17 protein-coding genes and 2 tRNA genes are annotated in these 17,637 nt (G+C 52.9%); 16 read left to right on the forward strand and 3 right to left on the reverse strand.

The window, feature by feature from the left end:
* Positions 1-19: 19 nt before the first annotated feature.
* The 6 genes from T488_RS0105325 (at position 20) to T488_RS0105350 (ending at position 4,632) form a co-directional block, all read left to right on the forward strand.
* Positions 20-1,138: a suppressor of fused domain protein gene (locus T488_RS0105325; RefSeq protein ID WP_028519909.1), complete on the forward strand. Its 1,119-nt coding sequence runs from the start codon at positions 20-22 to the stop codon at positions 1,136-1,138.
* A 15-nt stretch (positions 1,139-1,153) separates the two neighbouring features.
* Positions 1,154-2,353 (forward strand): [FeFe] hydrogenase H-cluster maturation GTPase HydF, encoded by a 1,200-nt coding sequence (hydF, locus tag T488_RS0105330; RefSeq protein ID WP_028519910.1) that lies wholly within the window; start codon positions 1,154-1,156, stop codon positions 2,351-2,353.
* Positions 2,350-2,745 carry a DUF2809 domain-containing protein gene (locus T488_RS0105335; RefSeq protein ID WP_028519911.1) on the forward strand — a complete coding sequence of 132 codons (396 nt, stop codon included), beginning with the start codon at positions 2,350-2,352 and terminating at the stop codon, positions 2,743-2,745. Before hydF ends, T488_RS0105335 begins: the two co-directional genes overlap by 4 nt.
* A gap of 1 nt (position 2,746) precedes the next feature.
* Entirely contained in the window at positions 2,747-3,019 is a 273-nt protein-coding gene (locus T488_RS0105340) for a hypothetical protein (RefSeq protein WP_028519912.1), read from the forward strand.
* Positions 3,020-3,051: 32 nt separating this feature from the next.
* Positions 3,052-4,176 (forward strand): acyltransferase family protein, encoded by a 1,125-nt coding sequence (locus T488_RS0105345; protein ID WP_028519913.1) that lies wholly within the window; start codon positions 3,052-3,054, stop codon positions 4,174-4,176.
* A gap of 108 nt (positions 4,177-4,284) precedes the next feature.
* Entirely contained in the window at positions 4,285-4,632 is a 348-nt protein-coding gene (locus tag T488_RS0105350; protein ID WP_028519914.1) for a type II toxin-antitoxin system PemK/MazF family toxin, read from the forward strand.
* Between the two features lie 148 nt (positions 4,633-4,780).
* Here the strand turns inward: T488_RS0105350 and T488_RS17035 are convergent, their stop codons facing one another.
* The gene (locus T488_RS17035) at positions 4,781-7,393 is read right to left on the reverse strand and encodes a cation-translocating P-type ATPase (protein WP_037297194.1); all 2,613 of its coding nucleotides are present in this window, start codon (positions 7,391-7,393) and stop codon (positions 4,781-4,783) included.
* Between the two features lie 226 nt (positions 7,394-7,619).
* Between T488_RS17035 and potA the strand changes: the two genes are divergently transcribed.
* From potA to T488_RS19810, 6 genes are all read left to right on the forward strand, one after another.
* Positions 7,620-8,672 (forward strand): spermidine/putrescine ABC transporter ATP-binding protein, encoded by a 1,053-nt coding sequence (potA, locus tag T488_RS0105360; protein ID WP_028519915.1) that lies wholly within the window; start codon positions 7,620-7,622, stop codon positions 8,670-8,672.
* Positions 8,669-9,472, forward strand: a complete 804-nt coding sequence (locus T488_RS0105365; RefSeq protein ID WP_028519916.1) for an ABC transporter permease — start codon at positions 8,669-8,671, stop codon at positions 9,470-9,472. The genes potA and T488_RS0105365 overlap by 4 nt, the downstream gene beginning before the upstream one ends.
* A gap of 12 nt (positions 9,473-9,484) precedes the next feature.
* Positions 9,485-10,285 carry an ABC transporter permease gene (locus T488_RS0105370; protein WP_028519917.1) on the forward strand — a complete coding sequence of 267 codons (801 nt, stop codon included), beginning with the start codon at positions 9,485-9,487 and terminating at the stop codon, positions 10,283-10,285.
* Between the two features lie 2 nt (positions 10,286-10,287).
* Positions 10,288-11,559, forward strand: a complete 1,272-nt coding sequence (locus T488_RS0105375; protein ID WP_028519918.1) for an ABC transporter substrate-binding protein — start codon at positions 10,288-10,290, stop codon at positions 11,557-11,559.
* A 37-nt stretch (positions 11,560-11,596) separates the two neighbouring features.
* Positions 11,597-12,553: an AEC family transporter gene (locus T488_RS0105380; RefSeq protein WP_028519919.1), complete on the forward strand. Its 957-nt coding sequence runs from the start codon at positions 11,597-11,599 to the stop codon at positions 12,551-12,553.
* 73 nt (positions 12,554-12,626) lie between these two features.
* Entirely contained in the window at positions 12,627-13,358 is a 732-nt protein-coding gene (locus T488_RS19810; RefSeq protein WP_037297197.1) for a hypothetical protein, read from the forward strand.
* A 94-nt stretch (positions 13,359-13,452) separates the two neighbouring features.
* Here T488_RS19810 and T488_RS0105390 read toward each other — a convergent pair whose 3' ends face one another.
* The gene (locus tag T488_RS0105390; RefSeq protein WP_028519920.1) at positions 13,453-14,166 is read right to left on the reverse strand and encodes a hypothetical protein; all 714 of its coding nucleotides are present in this window, start codon (positions 14,164-14,166) and stop codon (positions 13,453-13,455) included.
* 240 nt (positions 14,167-14,406) lie between these two features.
* Between T488_RS0105390 and T488_RS0105395 the strand changes: the two genes are divergently transcribed.
* The 4 genes from T488_RS0105395 (at position 14,407) to T488_RS0105410 (ending at position 16,131) form a co-directional block, all read left to right on the forward strand.
* On the forward strand, positions 14,407-15,417 hold the full coding sequence (locus T488_RS0105395) for a stage V sporulation protein AD (RefSeq protein ID WP_028519921.1): 1,011 nt from the start codon (positions 14,407-14,409) through the stop codon (positions 15,415-15,417).
* Positions 15,418-15,421: 4 nt separating this feature from the next.
* On the forward strand, positions 15,422-15,784 hold the full coding sequence (gene spoVAE / locus T488_RS0105400) for a stage V sporulation protein AE (RefSeq protein WP_028519922.1): 363 nt from the start codon (positions 15,422-15,424) through the stop codon (positions 15,782-15,784).
* A gap of 192 nt (positions 15,785-15,976) precedes the next feature.
* Positions 15,977-16,053 (forward strand) — tRNA-Met (locus T488_RS0105405).
* Positions 16,054-16,056: 3 nt separating this feature from the next.
* Positions 16,057-16,131, forward strand: a tRNA-Glu gene (locus T488_RS0105410).
* Positions 16,132-16,279: 148 nt separating this feature from the next.
* Here T488_RS0105410 and T488_RS17045 read toward each other — a convergent pair.
* Positions 16,280-17,524, reverse strand: coding sequence for a site-specific integrase (locus T488_RS17045; protein WP_051536325.1), 1,245 nt, complete (start codon positions 17,522-17,524; stop codon positions 16,280-16,282).
* Positions 17,525-17,637 lie beyond the last annotated feature (113 nt).

A 17,637-nucleotide genomic window follows, 5' to 3' on the forward strand; every position in this document is an offset into this window, starting at 1 on the left:
CTTTTTCAAGGAGAATAACATGGAAGACCGCGAATATATATTTGAATCAAGCTCCCCTATCTGCCACATCGACGCTCTGATAGCACAGGAGAGGAACGCATACTATCTCTACTTTTTCTGCTCACCCGAGTACGGCGCAAAAGTGCTGAATAAGCTCTGGATATGCAACAGACATGGTACGCCCCCGGAAATGGACCTGAGATGCCTTGACAGGGGCGAGGGTCCCGTGCTGGGCAGGGAAAACGTCTCGGAGCTCCAGCCCAAAGAGGGCATGACCCTTGACCCCGACAAGCTCAGCTGTGTGTGGTTCGACACGGGAGACGCCTGCGCCATCTATCACGACAACAAGCTTATATGCGTAATACCGCCTATAGCAGGACTTTACGACTTCCCCGGCTTCTCCGTATTCGCAAAGGGTCAGACCCGCTACGCCTGGGGTATGCCCGAAGGTCCCGACCTTGAAAACCGCATAAAGACCTGCAAGTCCTTCTGGGAGATAATCCCCAGAGAGGAGACCTGGCAGAAGCTTGAACAGGACTACCTGGCTATAACAGACAGCTTCTTCGGCTCTCCCCACACCTCCGCAAAGCCCATAGGCACGGAGAGATTTCCTCACAGGACCCTGGTACAGGGCAGGAAGGCAAACATGGTGTTCAATATCACCATCGGAGTCAGCCAGTACGCAATGCCCGGAGTGGCACAGGCTTTCGGCAACGACTGCGCCGACCAGAGCCGCATAGAGCTGGCATTCGCGACCATCGACAAGCATGAAGCTATCCTTGAGCTCATGGGCATGGTAATGAAGGACGTGGGCGATATGCCCTGGGACGAGCGCAGCTTCCTCTGGCACGGTCACACCTTTGATTTCCCGAATATCCGCGGATTTGCCGCAATGCTGTTCATCAATCCCATATACGTCGAGGGGCTGGAGGAGCCCAGATGGCGCAGCTTCGCAGGGGGCAGGGTAAACACCCTATGGATGGTGCCCATAAACGAAGCAGAGCTGAGTTTCCTCCGCCAGCACGGTATCGAGGAGCTTATAAAGCAGTGTCCCGCACCCAAGCTTATGCACATTTTCTCGGGAATGCCCCAATTCCTCCCTCATACCTTCTCCCCTGATTTTACACGCATAAACTAAAAGCCGGTGAATAAAATGAGTCTGAACGATACACCCTCCTCGGAGAGAGTCCACATAGGCTTCTTCGGAAGGAGAAATGCAGGAAAATCCAGCGTGGTCAACGCTGTTACGGGTCAGGAGCTGTCCGTGGTGTCCGATGTGAAGGGCACCACCACAGACCCCGTCACCAAGGCGATGGAGCTGCTCCCATTAGGTCCCGTAGTCATAATAGATACTCCCGGATTTGACGACGAGGGAGACCTGGGCGAGCTGAGAGTCCGCAAAACAAAGCAGATACTCAACCGCACAGACCTTGCGGTGCTCATAGTTGACGGCACCGTGGGGCTCACCGATACCGAGCGTCAGCTCATCGGCATATTCAAAGAAAAGGATATACCCTGGCTGACGGTGTACAACAAGTCCGACATTGCACAGAAGCGTGTCTGTCAGGACAACGAATTTGAAGTCAGCGCCCTTACAGGCGAAAATATCTACGAGCTGAAAGAGCGTATCGCCGCCCTTGCGAAGCTGCCCTCTGCTGAGAAGCGCATAGTGGGCGACCTGCTCAGTCCCTGCGATATGGTGGTGCTGGTAACTCCCATAGACGCTGCCGCTCCCAAGGGAAGAATGATACTTCCTCAGGTGCAGACCCTCCGCGATGTGCTGGACGCCGACGCAATGGCTGTATTCACCAAGGAGCACCAGCTGGCGGAGACACTCGGAAAGCTTTCCGCGCCGCCGAAAATGGTCATAACCGACAGTCAGGCATTCGCCATGGTAAGCAAGATAGTCCCCGAGGACGTGCCCCTGACCTCATTCTCCATACTAATGGCGCGGTACAAGGGCTTCCTTGAGACCGCCGTAAAGGGCGCAGCTGCCATAAAATCCCTTGAGGACGGAGCGAAGGTGCTCATATCCGAGGGCTGCACCCACCACCGCCAGTGCGGCGACATCGGCAGTGTGAAGCTGCCTGCCCTGCTGAAAAAGTACACGGGCAAGGACATAGAGATAGCCCTCAGCTCGGGACGTGAGTTCCCCGAGGACCTGTCCCCCTACAGCCTTGTGATACACTGCGGAGGCTGTATGCTGAACGAAAGGGAGATGACCTACCGCCGCAAGACCGCCGAAGACCAGAACGTGCCATTCACCAACTACGGCATCGCCATAGCAATGATGAACGGCATACTCAGGCGCAGTCTTGGCGTGTTCCCCAACCTTGCAAAGGAGATAGAATGAAAGCGCGGCTGCCCTACATCGCAGGATTTCTCCTGCTTTTGGGAGTTGAGGTCTGTATCGGAGTTTTCCGCTTCAACCACTTTATCCGCTCCTACATCGGCGACGTCATAGTTGTATGGGTGATCTACTGCCTGCTGCGGAGCTTTGTGCCGAAACGGTTCAATTCCTACGCTGTCGCCGTGGGGATACTGGTGTTCTCCTTTGCGGTGGAGTTCCTCCAGAAGGCGCATATCGCCGATATTCTCGGCGTCGAGAACCCGTTTCTCCGCACACTCATCGGCACCAGCTATGCTGTGGAGGATCTGTGGAGCTACGCCGCAGGAACTCTCATAACCATAGCGGAGATATTCATCTTCCGCAGACTTGCAGCAAGTGACGAAAGGAAGGCTTGATATGGGATTTTTGCAGTATTTTGACATAATCATTGCCATAGGTATCATCGTTCTGGCACTGTACCTGTTAAAAAAGCACCACGACAGAACTAAAAAAAGAGAGGAATTTGAAAGCACCGCAAAATACCTTGTCTTTCCCTCCTCTGATTACCACGAATACAGGAAATGGAGAGCCAATAACCGCACCATAACATTTCTGATCATGCCCTTCCTGATAGCGATAATCTACATAGTTCTCCGGCTTAACGGCACTATCGGCAACCCGTTCCTGTAAAAGGAATATCATACTCACGGAAAGGAACAGAAATGGCATTCAAAAAGACTGACAAAAAAGAGGGGCGCCTCACTGCCATTGACGGCATGAAGGGAATAGGCGCCTGTATCATAGCATTTTTCTGGCACTATCAGCACTTCAAGCCGCAGAACGGCTCGCCCTTTTTCTCGGTATTCCCCGTCTCCTACAAGAACGGCTTCCTCATGGTGGAGCTGTTCTTCATGCTTTCGGGCTTCGGAATGATGCTGGGCTACTCGGAACGAGTCACGGGACACCTTATAAGCTTCCGCGAATTCATAGTTAAACGGCTTAAAAAGGTGTATCCGCCCTTCCTTTTCTTCACGGCGGCGACCATAGTGCTTGAGCTTATATACCGCCACCGCTGCGGCGATACTTTTGTATACAAGAATTTCGACCTTCAGCATCTTTTCCAGAACCTGCTGCTCATGCAGGACGGAGTTTTCGGCACAGACTGGTCCTTTGACGCACCCTCATGGTGCATAAGCATATGTATGCTGTGCTATCTGCTGTTCTATCTGATACTTTATCACGCCAAAAATGAGCGCCGCGCCTGCTATGTCTTCTTCGGCACCTTTCTCATAGGCATGGCGATGATACTCTCAAAGAAGGAGCTTCCCCTGTGGAACAGCCTTGTGGGCAGAGGTATCGCCTGCTTCTCCGTGGGAGCCATACTCTTTGAGGTCTACAGATACCGCGAGAAGTTCAGATCACAGCGGCTTGGCTATGTCTGTCTCATTATAGCAGTGCTGTCCTATCTTGCGGCAAGGCTGAGACCCGAATTCACAGGCGATGTCACCACAGCCTTCATCATCGGTACAGCCCCTTCGCTGATACTTGCGGCGCTGCTCATACCGTGGCTCCGCGCTATACTTGGCTTCCGTCCCCTTGCAATACTGGGAGAGCTCTCCATCGTGATATACCTTGTGCACTTCCCCGTGCAGTGCGCCATAGCGGTGCTGAACGAGTATATGTCCCTGGAGCTTGACTTCTCAACCAAGGCAGTATGGCTCAGCTACGCAGCGGCAGTTCTCGTGGCAGCCATAGTTTACAGATACCTGATCTCCTCCCCTGCGGAAAAGCTCATATGCGGCTTCTTCGCAAAGAAAAAGACCGCAGACAGCAAAAAAGCGGCATAAGCAAAAACGCTCCCCTAAGCATATAATGAAAAGAAGCTGTATAAACTCAGCCTCAAAGGCAATAATAAGAACATCAGCTGAAATTCATAATATATCGGGAGAATTGATATGCCAGTCAGAAGAGGAGAAATATATTACGCCGACCTGAGCCCTGTAGTAGGCTCGGAACAGGGCGGTATAAGACCTGTACTTATAGTCCAGAACGATGTGGGCAACAGGCACAGTCCCACGGTCATCGCGGCTGCAATAACCAGTCAGCGCGACAAGAACCGACTGCCCACACATATAGAGGTGCAGGCAGATAAATGCGGTCTCGCCAAGGACAGCATAGTGCTGCTGGAGCAGATACGCACCATCGACAAGAAGCGGCTCAAGGACAAAATGGGGGAGCTGGACCTTAACTCCATGAACAAGGTTGACACTGCCCTGTCCATAAGCTTCGGACTTGAAATATGATGAAAAACCGGGATTCTGCTTTGCAAGGTCCCGGTTTAGTTTATAGCTGAGAGTTCAGAGTTGAAAGCTGCGGCGACGATATTTAAACACGAGCAAAGCGAACACATTAACTCTCCACTCTCAGCTTTCAACTCTCAACTGAATCAATTCAGATGATCCCGCAGATAACAGGCACGGCAACACTGAAGCCCAGTGCGGTCAGGAGCTGCATCATATCGGGAGCCACTGTGCTGAACACCACCTGAAGCTGGGGCACCATGACGGCTGCCGCAAGGACTGCCGCAGATAGTGCCGCAGCTCCCACAAGCTTCATATTGCCGAAGGGATTGAGCCTGAACAGCGACCGCTTCTCGGAGCGGCACTCGAAAACGTGTATCAGCTGGGACACCACAAGGGTGATGAGTGCGGCGGTGCGGCAGGCTTCAACAGAGCCGCCCATGCGCATGACCGTGCCGAAGCTTCCAAGTGTGGAAAGTCCGATGAGAATACCGCGGAACACTATCCGCCTCATAAGTCCCCCCGAGAAAAAGCCCTCGTCAGAGCGCCGCGGCGGTCGGGACATGATGTCCTTCTCGGGAGGCTCCATGCCAAGAGCCACCGCAGGGAGCCCGTCGGTGACAAGGTTCACCAGCAGTATCTGAACGGGCAGCAGCACCACTGGCATTCCCATGAGAAGCCCCAGAAACATGGTCAGCACCTCACCGATATTGCAGGACAGCAGATACCGCACGAACTTCCGTATATTGGCATAAACGCAGCGTCCCTGCTCCACGGCGTTCACCAGTGTGGCAAGGTTGTCGTCCATGAGTATGACGTCAGCCGCCTGCTTGGTTACGTCGGTGCCCGTAACTCCCATAGCCACGCCCACATCGGCTTCCTTGACCGCAGGAGCGTCATTGACGCCGTCCCCGGTCATAGTGACTATCTCGCCGCGGCGGCGGAAGCTGCGGACTATGCGGAGCTTATGCACGGGCTCCACCCTCGCAAACACCGTATATTCGCCGATACAGCGGTCCAGCTCCTCATCGGAGAGACCGTCCAGCTCCGCTCCCGTCATAGCCTTGCCGCCTCTGAGCAGTCCTGCCTTTTTAGCAACTGCCACGGCGGTATTTTTATGGTCACCCGTTATCATCACAGTCTTTACGGAAGCCGCACTGCACTTGCGGATAGCGGTCTTTGCCTCCTCACGGGGCGGGTCTGTCATGCCCGCAAAGCCGAGGAATACAAGGTCACGGCGCTGAGGCACAAGCTCCTCGGAGGTGCAGACCGCAAGGGCAAGGACTCTCAGGGCACACTGCGACATCTCCTCCGCCCTTTCCGCAAGGCTCCTCCTCACTGCGGCAGTCATGGGCACAGCCTTACCGCTGCCGTCCAGATACATTGAGCACCTCGGCAGGATAACCTCCTCCGCGCCCTTGAAATATATACGCTTTTCACTTCCGCAGGCAACGTGTACCGCCATGAAGCGGGTCTCGCTGTCAAAGGGGAACTCCCCTATGCTGCGGTATCCTGCGGAAAGGGACTGCTTCGTGATACCAGCCTTTGCCGCCGCGATGAGGAGAGCCGCCTCGGTGGGGTCTCCCGTTACGCTCCACTCTCCCTTGCCTGCAAGAGTACCTCTGTTGCGGCTTTTTGGGACCTCCTGAGCGCTTATCTCCGCGGTGGAGCAAAGGACTCCGCAGCGCAGAGCCGCCGACAGCGCCTTTTCCGTCACGGGATTTACTGCAATATCGCCCTTGGTAACGGCTCCGCTGACCCGATAGCCCATTCCGCTGAAAAGGTAGGTACCCTCAGCCGTGGAAAGCTCCGTGACGGTCATGCGGTTTTCGGTGATGGTGCCCGTCTTGTCGGAGCAGATCACCGAGGTGCAGCCCAGAGTCTCAACGCTGTGGAGCTTGTTCACAAGAGCCTTCTGCTTCAGCATACGGCTTACCGCAAGCGCAAGGGCGATAGTCACCGTTGCAGGCAGTCCCTCGGGGATAGCGGCAATGGCTATGGTTATGCCTGTCATGAGCATATCGAAGACATTCTCGCCCCGAAGCACACCTGCTCCGAAGACAGCAACACAGACCACAAGGCAGATAATGGCGACCACCTTCCCCAGCTCCCCGAGACGCTTCTGTAAGGGAGTGGGCTCCTTGTCGATGTCGCGGAGCATTTCCGAGATCCTGCCCATCTGGGTAGCCATACCCGTTGCGATGACCCTCGCGCGGCAGGTGCCCTTGGTGGCAGAGGCTCCGCAGTAGACGATATTGCTCTTGTTGAGGGAGTTGTCGGTGTCGTTCTCGTCTCCCGCTGACTTTCCCACCGCCACGGACTCACCCGTGAGGAGAGCCTCGTCGGTAAAGAAGCCTGCCGCCTTCAATACAGCGCAGTCCGCAGGGATACGGTCACCTGCCTCAAGCTCGATAACGTCCCCCGTCACAAGCTGCGAGGCGTCTATCTCCTTCAGCTTCCCGTCCCTCCAGCACTTTGCGGTGGGCGAGGTCATGGAGCGCAGGACTTCCAGAGTGTGCTCCGTCCGGTACTCCTGCACGAAGCCCAGTATGGCGTTGAGAAAGACGATGAGGATTATAGTCACCGCGTCGGACAGTTCCCCAAGCAGCACCGACACCACTGTAGCTCCCAGAAGTATCATCACCATAACGTCCCTGAACTGTCCCAGGAATATCCTCATGGGACCCGTTCTCCTGCTCTCCCCGAGAGTATTCTCACCCTGTGCTTTCAGTCTTTCGGCAGCTTCCTTTTCTGTAAGACCCATATTTTCACCCTTTCGCAAGCTTTGTCCTTAAAGGATATGCCTGCCCCTGCGGAATTATTCTATGAGCGGGGAGCCCCCGCTGCCCTTTTCGCGGCAAAGTTCTTACGCAGGGCAGTTTTTTCGCCGCGTTTCTTGCTATTTCATGTCTGATGTGCTATAATTAATCATATTTTATCGGCTATGCAGCTGCACCGTACTTTATCAGAAAAGGAAGGGATCCGGAAAAATGGAAAACATCGTCAGCTTAAAGGATATTATCGTGGAGTTCGAGGAGGGCGAGCGTATCCTCAAAAACATCAGTCTCGACATCAAGGATAAGGAGTTCGTTACCTTTCTCGGCCCCTCGGGCTGCGGAAAGACCACCACTCTCCGCATAATCGCAGGCTTTCTTGAGCCCACCAGCGGAGATGTGTTCTTCGACGGCAAGCGCATAAACGGAGTTCCGCCCCACAAGCGCAACGTCAACACCGTATTCCAGCGCTATGCCCTTTTCCCCCACCTCAACGTCTATGAGAACATCGCCTTCGGACTCAGAGTCAAGAATACTCCCGAAAAGGAGATAGTCAAGCGCGTAGGCGAAATGCTTGAGCTGGTGAACCTCATGGGCTTTGAGAAGCGCTCCATAAACCGTCTTTCCGGCGGTCAGCAGCAGCGTGTCGCCATTGCCCGCGCTCTGGTGAACCACCCCAAGGTGCTCCTCCTTGATGAGCCTCTGGGAGCTCTTGACCTGAAGCTGAGAAAGGAAATGCAGATAGAGCTCCGCCGCATTCAGCAGGAGCTGGAGCTGACCTTCGTCTATGTTACCCACGACCAGGAGGAAGCCCTCACCATGAGCGACAGCATAGTTGTCATGAACAACGGCTATATCCAGCAGATAGGCTCCCCTACGGACATATACAATGAGCCTGTCAACGCCTTCGTTGCCGACTTCATCGGCGAGAGCAACATCGTCAACGGCTGTATGCCCGAGGACTGCGTGGTAGAATTCACGGGACGCCGCTTTGAGTGCGTGGACAAGGGCTTTGACCCAAACGAGACCGTTGACGTCGTTATCCGTCCCGAGGACGTTAAGGTGATCCCTGCGGAAAAAGCCAAGCTGACGGGCATAGTTGAGTCCGTGGTGTTCAAGGGCGTTCACTACGAGATGATAGTTGACGGCGTTGACCACAAGTGGGTGATACACTCCACAAAGGCTGAGCCTGTGGGACAGATGATAGGCATGACCTTCGACCCCTTCGATATACATATCATGAAGAAAACGGAGGAAAGTGCAGAATGAAGCTGAAATATTTCTCCGCTCCCTATCTGGTGTGGATGGTCATATTCATACTTGTGCCCCTGCTGATGATAGGATTTTTCGCCCTCACCGACGACAACGGATTTACCCTGAAGTACATCTCCGACGTGGGACAGTACGCAAACATCTTCGTCCGCTCAATATGGCTTTCTCTTATCGCCACGGCTATCTGCCTTGTGGTGGCATATCCCGTTTCATTCATACTCTCCCGTATGGAGAAGCACAAGCAGGGCACCATGCTCATGATAGTAATGCTGCCCATGTGGATGAACTTCCTCCTGCGAACCTACGCATGGATGACTCTCCTGGGCAACAACGGAATCATCAATCATCTTCTGGGACTTGCGGGACTGGGTCCCTACAAGCTCATAAACACCTCGGGAGCGGTAGTCCTGGGCATGGTCTACAACTACCTGCCCTTTATGATACTGCCGCTGTACTCGGTGATGGTGAAGATAGACCAGTCACTGTTTGAAGCGGCTTCCGACCTGGGGTGCAGCTCGGGACAGACCCTTTTCCGCGTGATAATCCCCCTGAGCGTTCCCGGTATCACCTCCGGCGTCACCATGGTATTCGTACCTGCCATTTCCACGTTCATTATTTCCCGTATGCTGGGCGGCGGCTCGAACCTCCTCATAGGTGACCTCATCGAGATGCAGTTCCTGGGAAACGCCTACAACCCCCACCTTGGCGCAGCTATCTCGCTGGTGCTCATGGTGATAATCCTCGTTATCATGACCGTCATGAATCAGTTCGATCCCGACGATCAGGTACTTATGTAAGGAGGCGGCACTATGAAAAAACTGGGAAAACTCTATCTGGTACTGGTGCTGCTGTTCCTGTATGTGCCCATATTCGTGCTCATCGTGTTCTCCTTCAACGAGACCAAGAGCAGAAGCGTTTTCAGCGGCTTTACGCTGGACTGGTACAAGCGCCTGTTCCACAACAGGATAATCATTTCCTCACTGATAAACACCATCATAATCGCCTCCATCGCCAGCGTGGTCTCAACAGTTCTGGGAACTCTGGCGGCTATCGGCATAAACAGCATGAGAAAGGTGCCAAAGGCTGTGGTAATGAACATCACCAATATGCCTATCATCAACCCCGAGATCGTAACGGGTGTTTCCCTCATGCTCCTGTTCGTATTCTTCGCCGCAAGAATGAATCTGGAATTCGGCTTCGTGACGCTGCTCATCGCTCATATAACCTTCGATGTGCCCTACGTCATACTCAATGTAATGCCCAAATTCAATCAGATGGACCCCCACCTCTATGAAGCCGCACAGGACCTGGGGTGCAGTCCCTTCAAGGCATTCCGCAAGGTAGTTCTCCCCGAGATAATGCCCGGCGTGGTAAGCGGCTTCCTCATGTCCTTCACCTACTCCCTTGACGACTTCGTGGTCAGCTACTTCACCACAGGCTCTACCTCACAGACCCTGCCCATAACCATATACTCCATGACCAGAAGAAAGGTATCCCCCGAGATAAACGCACTTTCCACCCTTATCTTCATTGCAGTTATCATAGTTCTCATAGTGAAGAACGCCATCGAGAACAGAGCGGCTAAGAAGAGCGGCGCAAAGGAGGACTGAACATGAAAAAGAAGGTATTTTCACTGCTTCTGGCTTCCCTTGTGGGCGTTTCGGCTCTCTGGAGCTGCGCCTCTGACACTGCCGAGGAGGAGGACGCCGGGGAGGAGAGCTCCGCTCAGACCCTCACTGTCTCCGACCCTGATTACTACACCCGATTCAAGGGACAGAACCTTTCCATAAACGTCTATAACTGGGGAGAATACATCTCCACAGGCGCCGACGAGGGAACTCTCGACGTAAACGGCGAATTCGAGAAGCTGACCGGCATAAAGGTCAACTACACCAACTATGCCACCAACGAGGAGCTCTACGCCAAGCTCAAGGGCGGAGCGGCTTCCTACGACGTCATTATCCCCTCCGATTACATGATAAGCAAGATGATAAAGGAGGGCATGGTGCAGAAGCTGGACATGGACAATATCCCCAACTTCAGCTACATCATGGACAATTTCCGCAATCAGGCTTATGACCCCACCAATGAGTACTCCGTCCCCTATACCTGGGGAACCGTAGGTATCATCTACGATACCACCATGATAGATATACCCAAGGAGGAAATAGACTGGGACCTGCTCTGGAACGAGGACTACGCCGACCAGATACTCATGTTCGACAATCCCCGTGACGCCTTCGCCATTGCGGAGATAATGCAGGGCTACTCCCTCAACACGGAGGACCCCGACGAACTGGAGGACGCCGCCAACAAGCTGAAAAAGCAGAAGCGCATAGTCCAGGGCTACGTCATGGACGAGGTATTCGACAAAATGGAGGCAGGCGACGCTCTTATCGCGCCATACTATGCAGGCGACGCCCTGACCATACTTGAGGGCAATGACTCCCTGGATTTCGTGGTGCCGAAAAGCGGTACCAACCTCTTTGTGGACGCCATGTGCATACCCACTGCCGCAAGACAGAAGGAAGCGGCTGAGATGTACATAAACTTCATGTGTGAGCCGGATATAGCCTTTGCAAATATCGACTATATCTGCTATTCAACTCCACATCAGGCGGCTTACGATATGCTGGACGACGATGTGAAGAACAGTCCCGTATCCTATCCCGACAGTCAGTTCATCGCCGACAAGACCACTGTTTTCGTAAACCTGTCCGACGAGGCAAACCTGAAAATGCAGACCCTGTGGACGGATATGAAGTCCGCCGAGGACGAGAACTCCAACCGCTGGATAGTTCCCGTGTTCCTCATATTCTGCGTCCTGCTCATGGTATTCGTCCTCGTAAGACGCTATATAAAGAGCAAAAAGGACATATTCTGAGGAGAGCGGTCTCTCCCCGTCAAGGTAGTGATAACCATTGTTTCTTAAAAACCTGATGTTCAGCCTGAACGCCACCGTCCCCGTATTCCTGATGATGGTGTTCGGCTGGTTCGTCCACAGGATAAAGCTTCTGGACGACAACGCAACATCGCAGATAAATAAATTCGTGTTCCGCACACTGCTTCCCGCCCTGCTTTTCATGGATCTGTCCACCGCGGACTTCCGCAGGGTCTGGGACGGTAAATTCGTCCTTTTCTGTATGTGCGCCACCCTCCTCAGCGTAGGCGCGGCAGTGGTCTATTCCCTCATTGTGGGGAAGGGCTGCGAAAGGGGCGAGATAATACAGGCGAGCTACCGCAGCAGCGCCGCTGTTCTTGGTATCGCCTTCGTAAACAACATCTACGGCCACTCAACTATGGCGGCGCTGATGATAGTGGGAACTGTCCCTCTTTACAACGTCATTGCCGTCACTGCTCTGGCTGTGACCTCTCCCGAAAAGGACAAGAGCCGCGGCAAATCAGCTGTGGCGCTGAATACGCTGAAAAGCATAGTCACCAACCCCATTATCCTGGGCATTGCCGTGGGAATGATATGGTCACTGCTGAAAATACCACAGCCCGTCATACTCTCAAAGTCTGTGACCTATCTTGGAAACATGGCGACTCCCCTGTCACTTATCGCCCTGGGAGCCTCCTTCAAATTTGAGGAGGCAAAGGGAAAGCTGCCTGTTACGCTGGGTATCGCCGCTCTGAAGCTGGTGCTGTTCTGCGCCGTATTCCTGCCCATAGCCGTGAAGCTGGGCTTCCGCGGTGAAAAGCTCATCGCCATACTGGTAATGCTGGGAAGCGCCACCACAGGAAGCTGCTTCGTCATGGCTAAAAACTTAGGTCACAAGGGCACTATAACCGCATTTGCGGTAATGCTCACCACCCTGCTCAGCGCCTTTACCCTGACGGGCTGGCTGTTCGTGCTGAAAACTCTGGGATACATCTGACGCAGGCACTTGCCATCATCGCAGAAAAGGTGTATATCAGTATTAAAAAATAAACTTCAAAGGAGAAATGTTCATGTCATTCTGTACCAGATGCGGAAGGCCTCTCGCTGAGGGCGAGACCTGCTCATGCAGCACCGCTTTTACAAATCCCCCGCAAAATAATTATCCGCAGCAGCCACAGTACAACGGCTGCGGCGGTCAGCCCTACCCTCAGGGCTACCCACAGGCTCCCTACGGACAACCGCCCTATCCTCAGTACGTTCAGCCGCCCTACGCTCAGCAGAAAAAGAGCGACGGCTGGGTAATAGCTCTGGTGATAGGAATAGTTCTGCTGCTGGCACTCATAGCCGCAGCCATACTCGTTCCCGCTATGCTGGGATATACCCATAAATCAAGGCTTTCAAGCATAAGAAGCCAGGCGAATGTGCTGCGGAAGGCAGCAGAAACTTCTATGATCGAAATTGACGAGGAAGGCTCCAACGTAAAGGGTATATACATTATCAGTTCCGATGAAAAGGACAATGTTGCCGTACCCTTTGATATTGATGACTTCAATACCCGTCTGGACCGCTATTTCGAGGGTGCCGAAAAGTATAAGTATTTCATCGTAGTCAATAACGGCTATGTGGAGTATGCCGCTTTGTCCGAGAGCTGGACGAAAAAGACGGAAATGATAGGCACCTGGCCCGTGGGCACCGATGACAAGCCCAGAGAATACTCAAAGGACGGCAGCTCGGTATTCAGCGACAAAAAGACTAATCTGGATAACCTCTACTGGGAGGCATACGACCAGATATTCGGTTAAATGTCCGCATATAAGCATAAAAAAGTCCCCGAAGCGACAACTCACCGCTTCGGGGATATTTGTATTTACAGAGTTTTTTGAAGCCGCAGGAGTATCAGGACTCCTTTGCAGGTCTCTTGAAGGTCTTGTAAAGGTCAATGACTCTGGGGTCACTGGTCTCGATATTGATGAAGTAGACCTCAGTTTCAGCGTCATCGGTGACGAACAGGTTCAGTATCAGCTTGTGAAGGTCATCGTACTTTATGATAACTCCCGATGACATCTTTCCGTCCAGCTCCTCGGCAACGGTGGCTATCTCGGTAACGCTGCTGTCCTTGGCTGCAGAAGTGAGTATATCGCCAAATCTGTCCTTGAGAGTAAAGGGCTGCATCACCTCAAGTATAACGGTGTCCATAGCTGTCCTTCCGTTCACCTCATAGGGCTCGTTCTCATAGGCGAGTATGTCATCTGTAAGGGCAGACATTGCATCGTCAAGAAACCAGTCCTCGGGAATGTCAATGTGACCGAACTTGTCGTCGCCCACGGTCTGTGTCTTCAGCTCAGACTCGTCATCTGCCCATTCAATGGGGCTGAGCTCCTCCACCATTTTTCTCTGGAGGGCTTCGTCCACAGTCTCCGAGACTGCTTCTGTAGCCGCCTCTGTGGTCTCCTCCTCAGCCTCAGCCTCGGTAGTTGCTTCCTCCGCAGCTGCGCTGGTGGTCTTTTCAGACTTCGTCTTCTTTGAGTTTTCCTTTTCCGAACTGCCGCAGCCCCCTGCAATGGCGGCAGTAAGTGCGAAAACTGCTGCTATAACAGCGATCTTTCTCATATCCTTCTCCTTTTATATTTTATTTGCATTGCTGCAACCAAATTATAACATAAAAGCATTATAATAGCAAGGGGGCGCGGCGAAAAAGCTGCCTTTCAGCAAAACTTCCCCGCGAAAAAGGCAGCGCGGTCTCTGCGCTGATAACATATATCATAAAATGCTCAATATGGAATATGCCAGACTATTCAGCGAATATTCCTGCCATTTCAGTGCATAATAGCTCCGAAAGGAGACAGTATCATGGCAGAATTTCTGGCAAGGGGAGCTTTCCGCATGGAAACTCCCGTAAAAATAAAAGGCTTCGCCGCCGTTGCAGGCGAAAAAGAGGGACAGGGTCCCCTGGGACAATGCTTCGACAGGGTGGTGGCGAACAGCCACTTCGGCATGGACACCTGGGAACAGGCAGAGAGCCGCTTCCAGCTGGAAGCCGTCAGGCTCGCCCTGGACAAGGCAGGTCTCACAAGAGATGACATCGGCGTTATCTGCGCAGGAGACCTGATAAACCAGTGTATCGGCTCCGCCTACAGCATGAGGGAGCTGGCTGTGCCTTTCCTCGGGCTTTACGGTGCCTGCTCCACCATGGCGGAGGGGCTGCTCATAGCCTCGGTCATGGCGAACTGCGGTATTGCGGAACATACCGCCGCCGTCACATCATCTCACTTCTCCACCGCCGAAAGGCAGTTCCGCTTTCCCCTGTCCTACGGCGGTCAGCGGACTCCCACCGCACAATGGACCTGCACCGCCTCGGGAGCTGTGATACTCTCCCGTGAGGGCGGCACTGTAGGCGTAGCAGGAGGCTGTATAGGCAGGATAGCGGACCTCAGCGTCAGCGACATAAACAATATGGGAAGCGCCATGGCTCCTGCCGCCGCCGATACCATTCAGCGCTATCTCGCCGCAACAGGCACCTCTCCCGCAGACTATGACTTCATCGTAACAGGAGACCTGGGACTGGTGGGAAGTCCTCTGCTCGTGGATATACTGCTGAAGCAGGGCATCGACATCTCAGCTCAGCACAGGGACTGCGGGGCTATGATATTTGACCCCGACACCCAGGACACCCACTGCGGCGGCTCCGGCTGCGGCTGCGGTGCAAGCGTCCTCTGCGGTCACTTCCTCCCCATGCTGGAAAAGGGAGAGGTACGGAATATACTCTTTGCGGCTACGGGAGCCCTTATGTCTCCCATGTCCCTCCAGCAGGGCGAGACCATTCCTGCTATCTCCCACCTCGTTCACCTCAGAAAGGACTGATACTGTGATAACAGATATATTGAAAGCATTCGTGGTCGGCGGTGCTATATGCACCGTGGGACAGCTCCTCATCGACTTTACAAAGCTGACTCCCGCAAGAATACTGACGGGTTTTGTGGTGGCAGGAGTCATACTCTCGGCGCTTGGCGTGTATAAGCCCCTTGTGGACTTCGCAGGTGCGGGTGCCTCCGTGCCCCTGACAGGCTTCGGACACCTCCTTGCTGAAGGCATAAGAAAAACCATCAGCAGCGATGGTCTACTCGGCATATTCACAGGCGGTCTCACCGCCGCAGCAGGGGGCGTTACAGCGGCGCTTCTCTTCGGACTTGCCGCAGCCATGATTTTCAAACAAAAGGACCGCTCCTGATTTCACGATATAGCTTCGGGCTGCCTGTTCCTCTCCGCCCGAAGCTCTCCCTATTTTCAACAACATCTTTATTTTTAAGCGCTGTCATTTTGTGTGTGTTGCCAAATTTCAAAGTTTATTTCTCCCTTTGCTTGACTTTTCCGCCTTTTTGTACTATAATAATTTAGTCGCAGGTGACGCCTGCTTATTTGTGGCGGCATAGCTCAGTTGGCTAGAGTACTCGGTTCATACCCGATTGGTCGTTGGTTCGAATCCTACTGCCGCTACCAAATGGCCCGTTGGTCAAGAGGTTAAGACATCGCCCTTTCACGGCGGAATCATGGGTTCAATTCCCGTACGGGTCACCATTCAGCAATCCCACAGATGGCTTAAAATAGCCGTTTGTGGGCTTTCTTTTTTCTAAAAATCAGGCTTTGGCACTTGTTTGGCACTTATTATCTTTTAACTATTAATTTGGGTATCCGCAGAGCTTTCGCTCTGCGGTACTTTTTATGCTCATAATGCCAGTACCTGCTGCTCGGTCTCAGCTTCGGTATCGTCCTCGGCAGGACTTTCTTCCTCTGTGCCTATATCGTTTGTGAAGCTCAGTGCATTGCTTATCGCATCGCAGTTGCGAGCCTTGGCTTCCTGAAACATATGAGAATACAGATTCAAGGTAGTCCCTACGACGCTGTGTCCCATATCCGAGGATACCGCTACCACATCTACGCCTTCAAATATAAGCAGGCTTGCATGGAGATGTCGCAGTGAATGGATATTCTTGAACGGCACTCCGATACGCTCACAGTAGCCTTTCAGCCATTCAAACGGTGTCTGAGGATTCATAGGTGCTCCGTTCCATTTGGTGAACAGCCTGTCATGGTCTTCCCACTTAGTGCCGAGCTGCTCAGCTTCTGCCTCCTGTTCAGCCTTGAACTGCCTGAGCAAGTTCATTATAGAGACAGGCATCTTGGACACTCGCTTTGACTTTCTTGTTTTCGTAGTGTCGGTATAAATGCCCTTCTCGGCTGTATACTGTGATGTACGGCGGACATGGATAATGTTGTTCTCAAAGTCGATGTCTTTCCATTCCAGTCCAAGCATTTCGCTGCGGCGGTAACCACTGTATATTGCAAGCAGCAGGTAGACCTGATACTTCATCGGCTCGCCTCTCAGGTTCTCATACAGCTTCTTAACCTCATCTATGGTGTAGATCTGTTTCTCGTCCTGTTCCTGTTTCGGCACATATACTCGTCTGCAAGGGTTGTCCGTCAGCATTCCCATGCGTATGGCATAGCTGAATACGTCGCTGATGAAGCTCAGATGATGCACAGCCGTTTTCCTCGACAGCGGCTTACCCGTGTTCATATTCTTGCCGTTGACAAGCATATCTGTCACGAACTTCTGAATATCACGAGCCGTTATCTTGTCGAGCCGCTTGTGACCTATGGCAGGATAGACACGCTTGGTGAGCTGTTTCATTCTCGCATACGAAGTCGGTCTGAGATTGACTTTGGCATATTCTTCAAACCACTGCTCTGCGAATTTCTCGAACTTGACAGCTGATGTTATCTGTCCCCTCTTGCATTCTTCCTCGAACAGGACAGCCTGACGAGTGAGTTCCTTTTCAATTTGCTTCGGTGTCATACCCGGCTCAGGCTTGTAGCTCTTGAACTGATTTCGCTGCTTGCCGTCTACACCATAGCCGCATGACACTCTTATCTGGTACGTTCCCTCGGAACGCTTTCTGATTGTCGCCATATATTTAAAAACCTCCGTTTCAAAACTATGGCGCATTTCCTCCACCGACATTATACCACAGGTCTGCGGAAATGTCTATCAGAAATGCGCCGTTCGTGTTAAAAATCTTCTTT

This window comes from Ruminococcus flavefaciens ND2009 (assembly GCF_000621785.1).
Lineage (GTDB): Bacteria > Bacillota > Clostridia > Oscillospirales > Ruminococcaceae > Ruminococcus > Ruminococcus flavefaciens_C.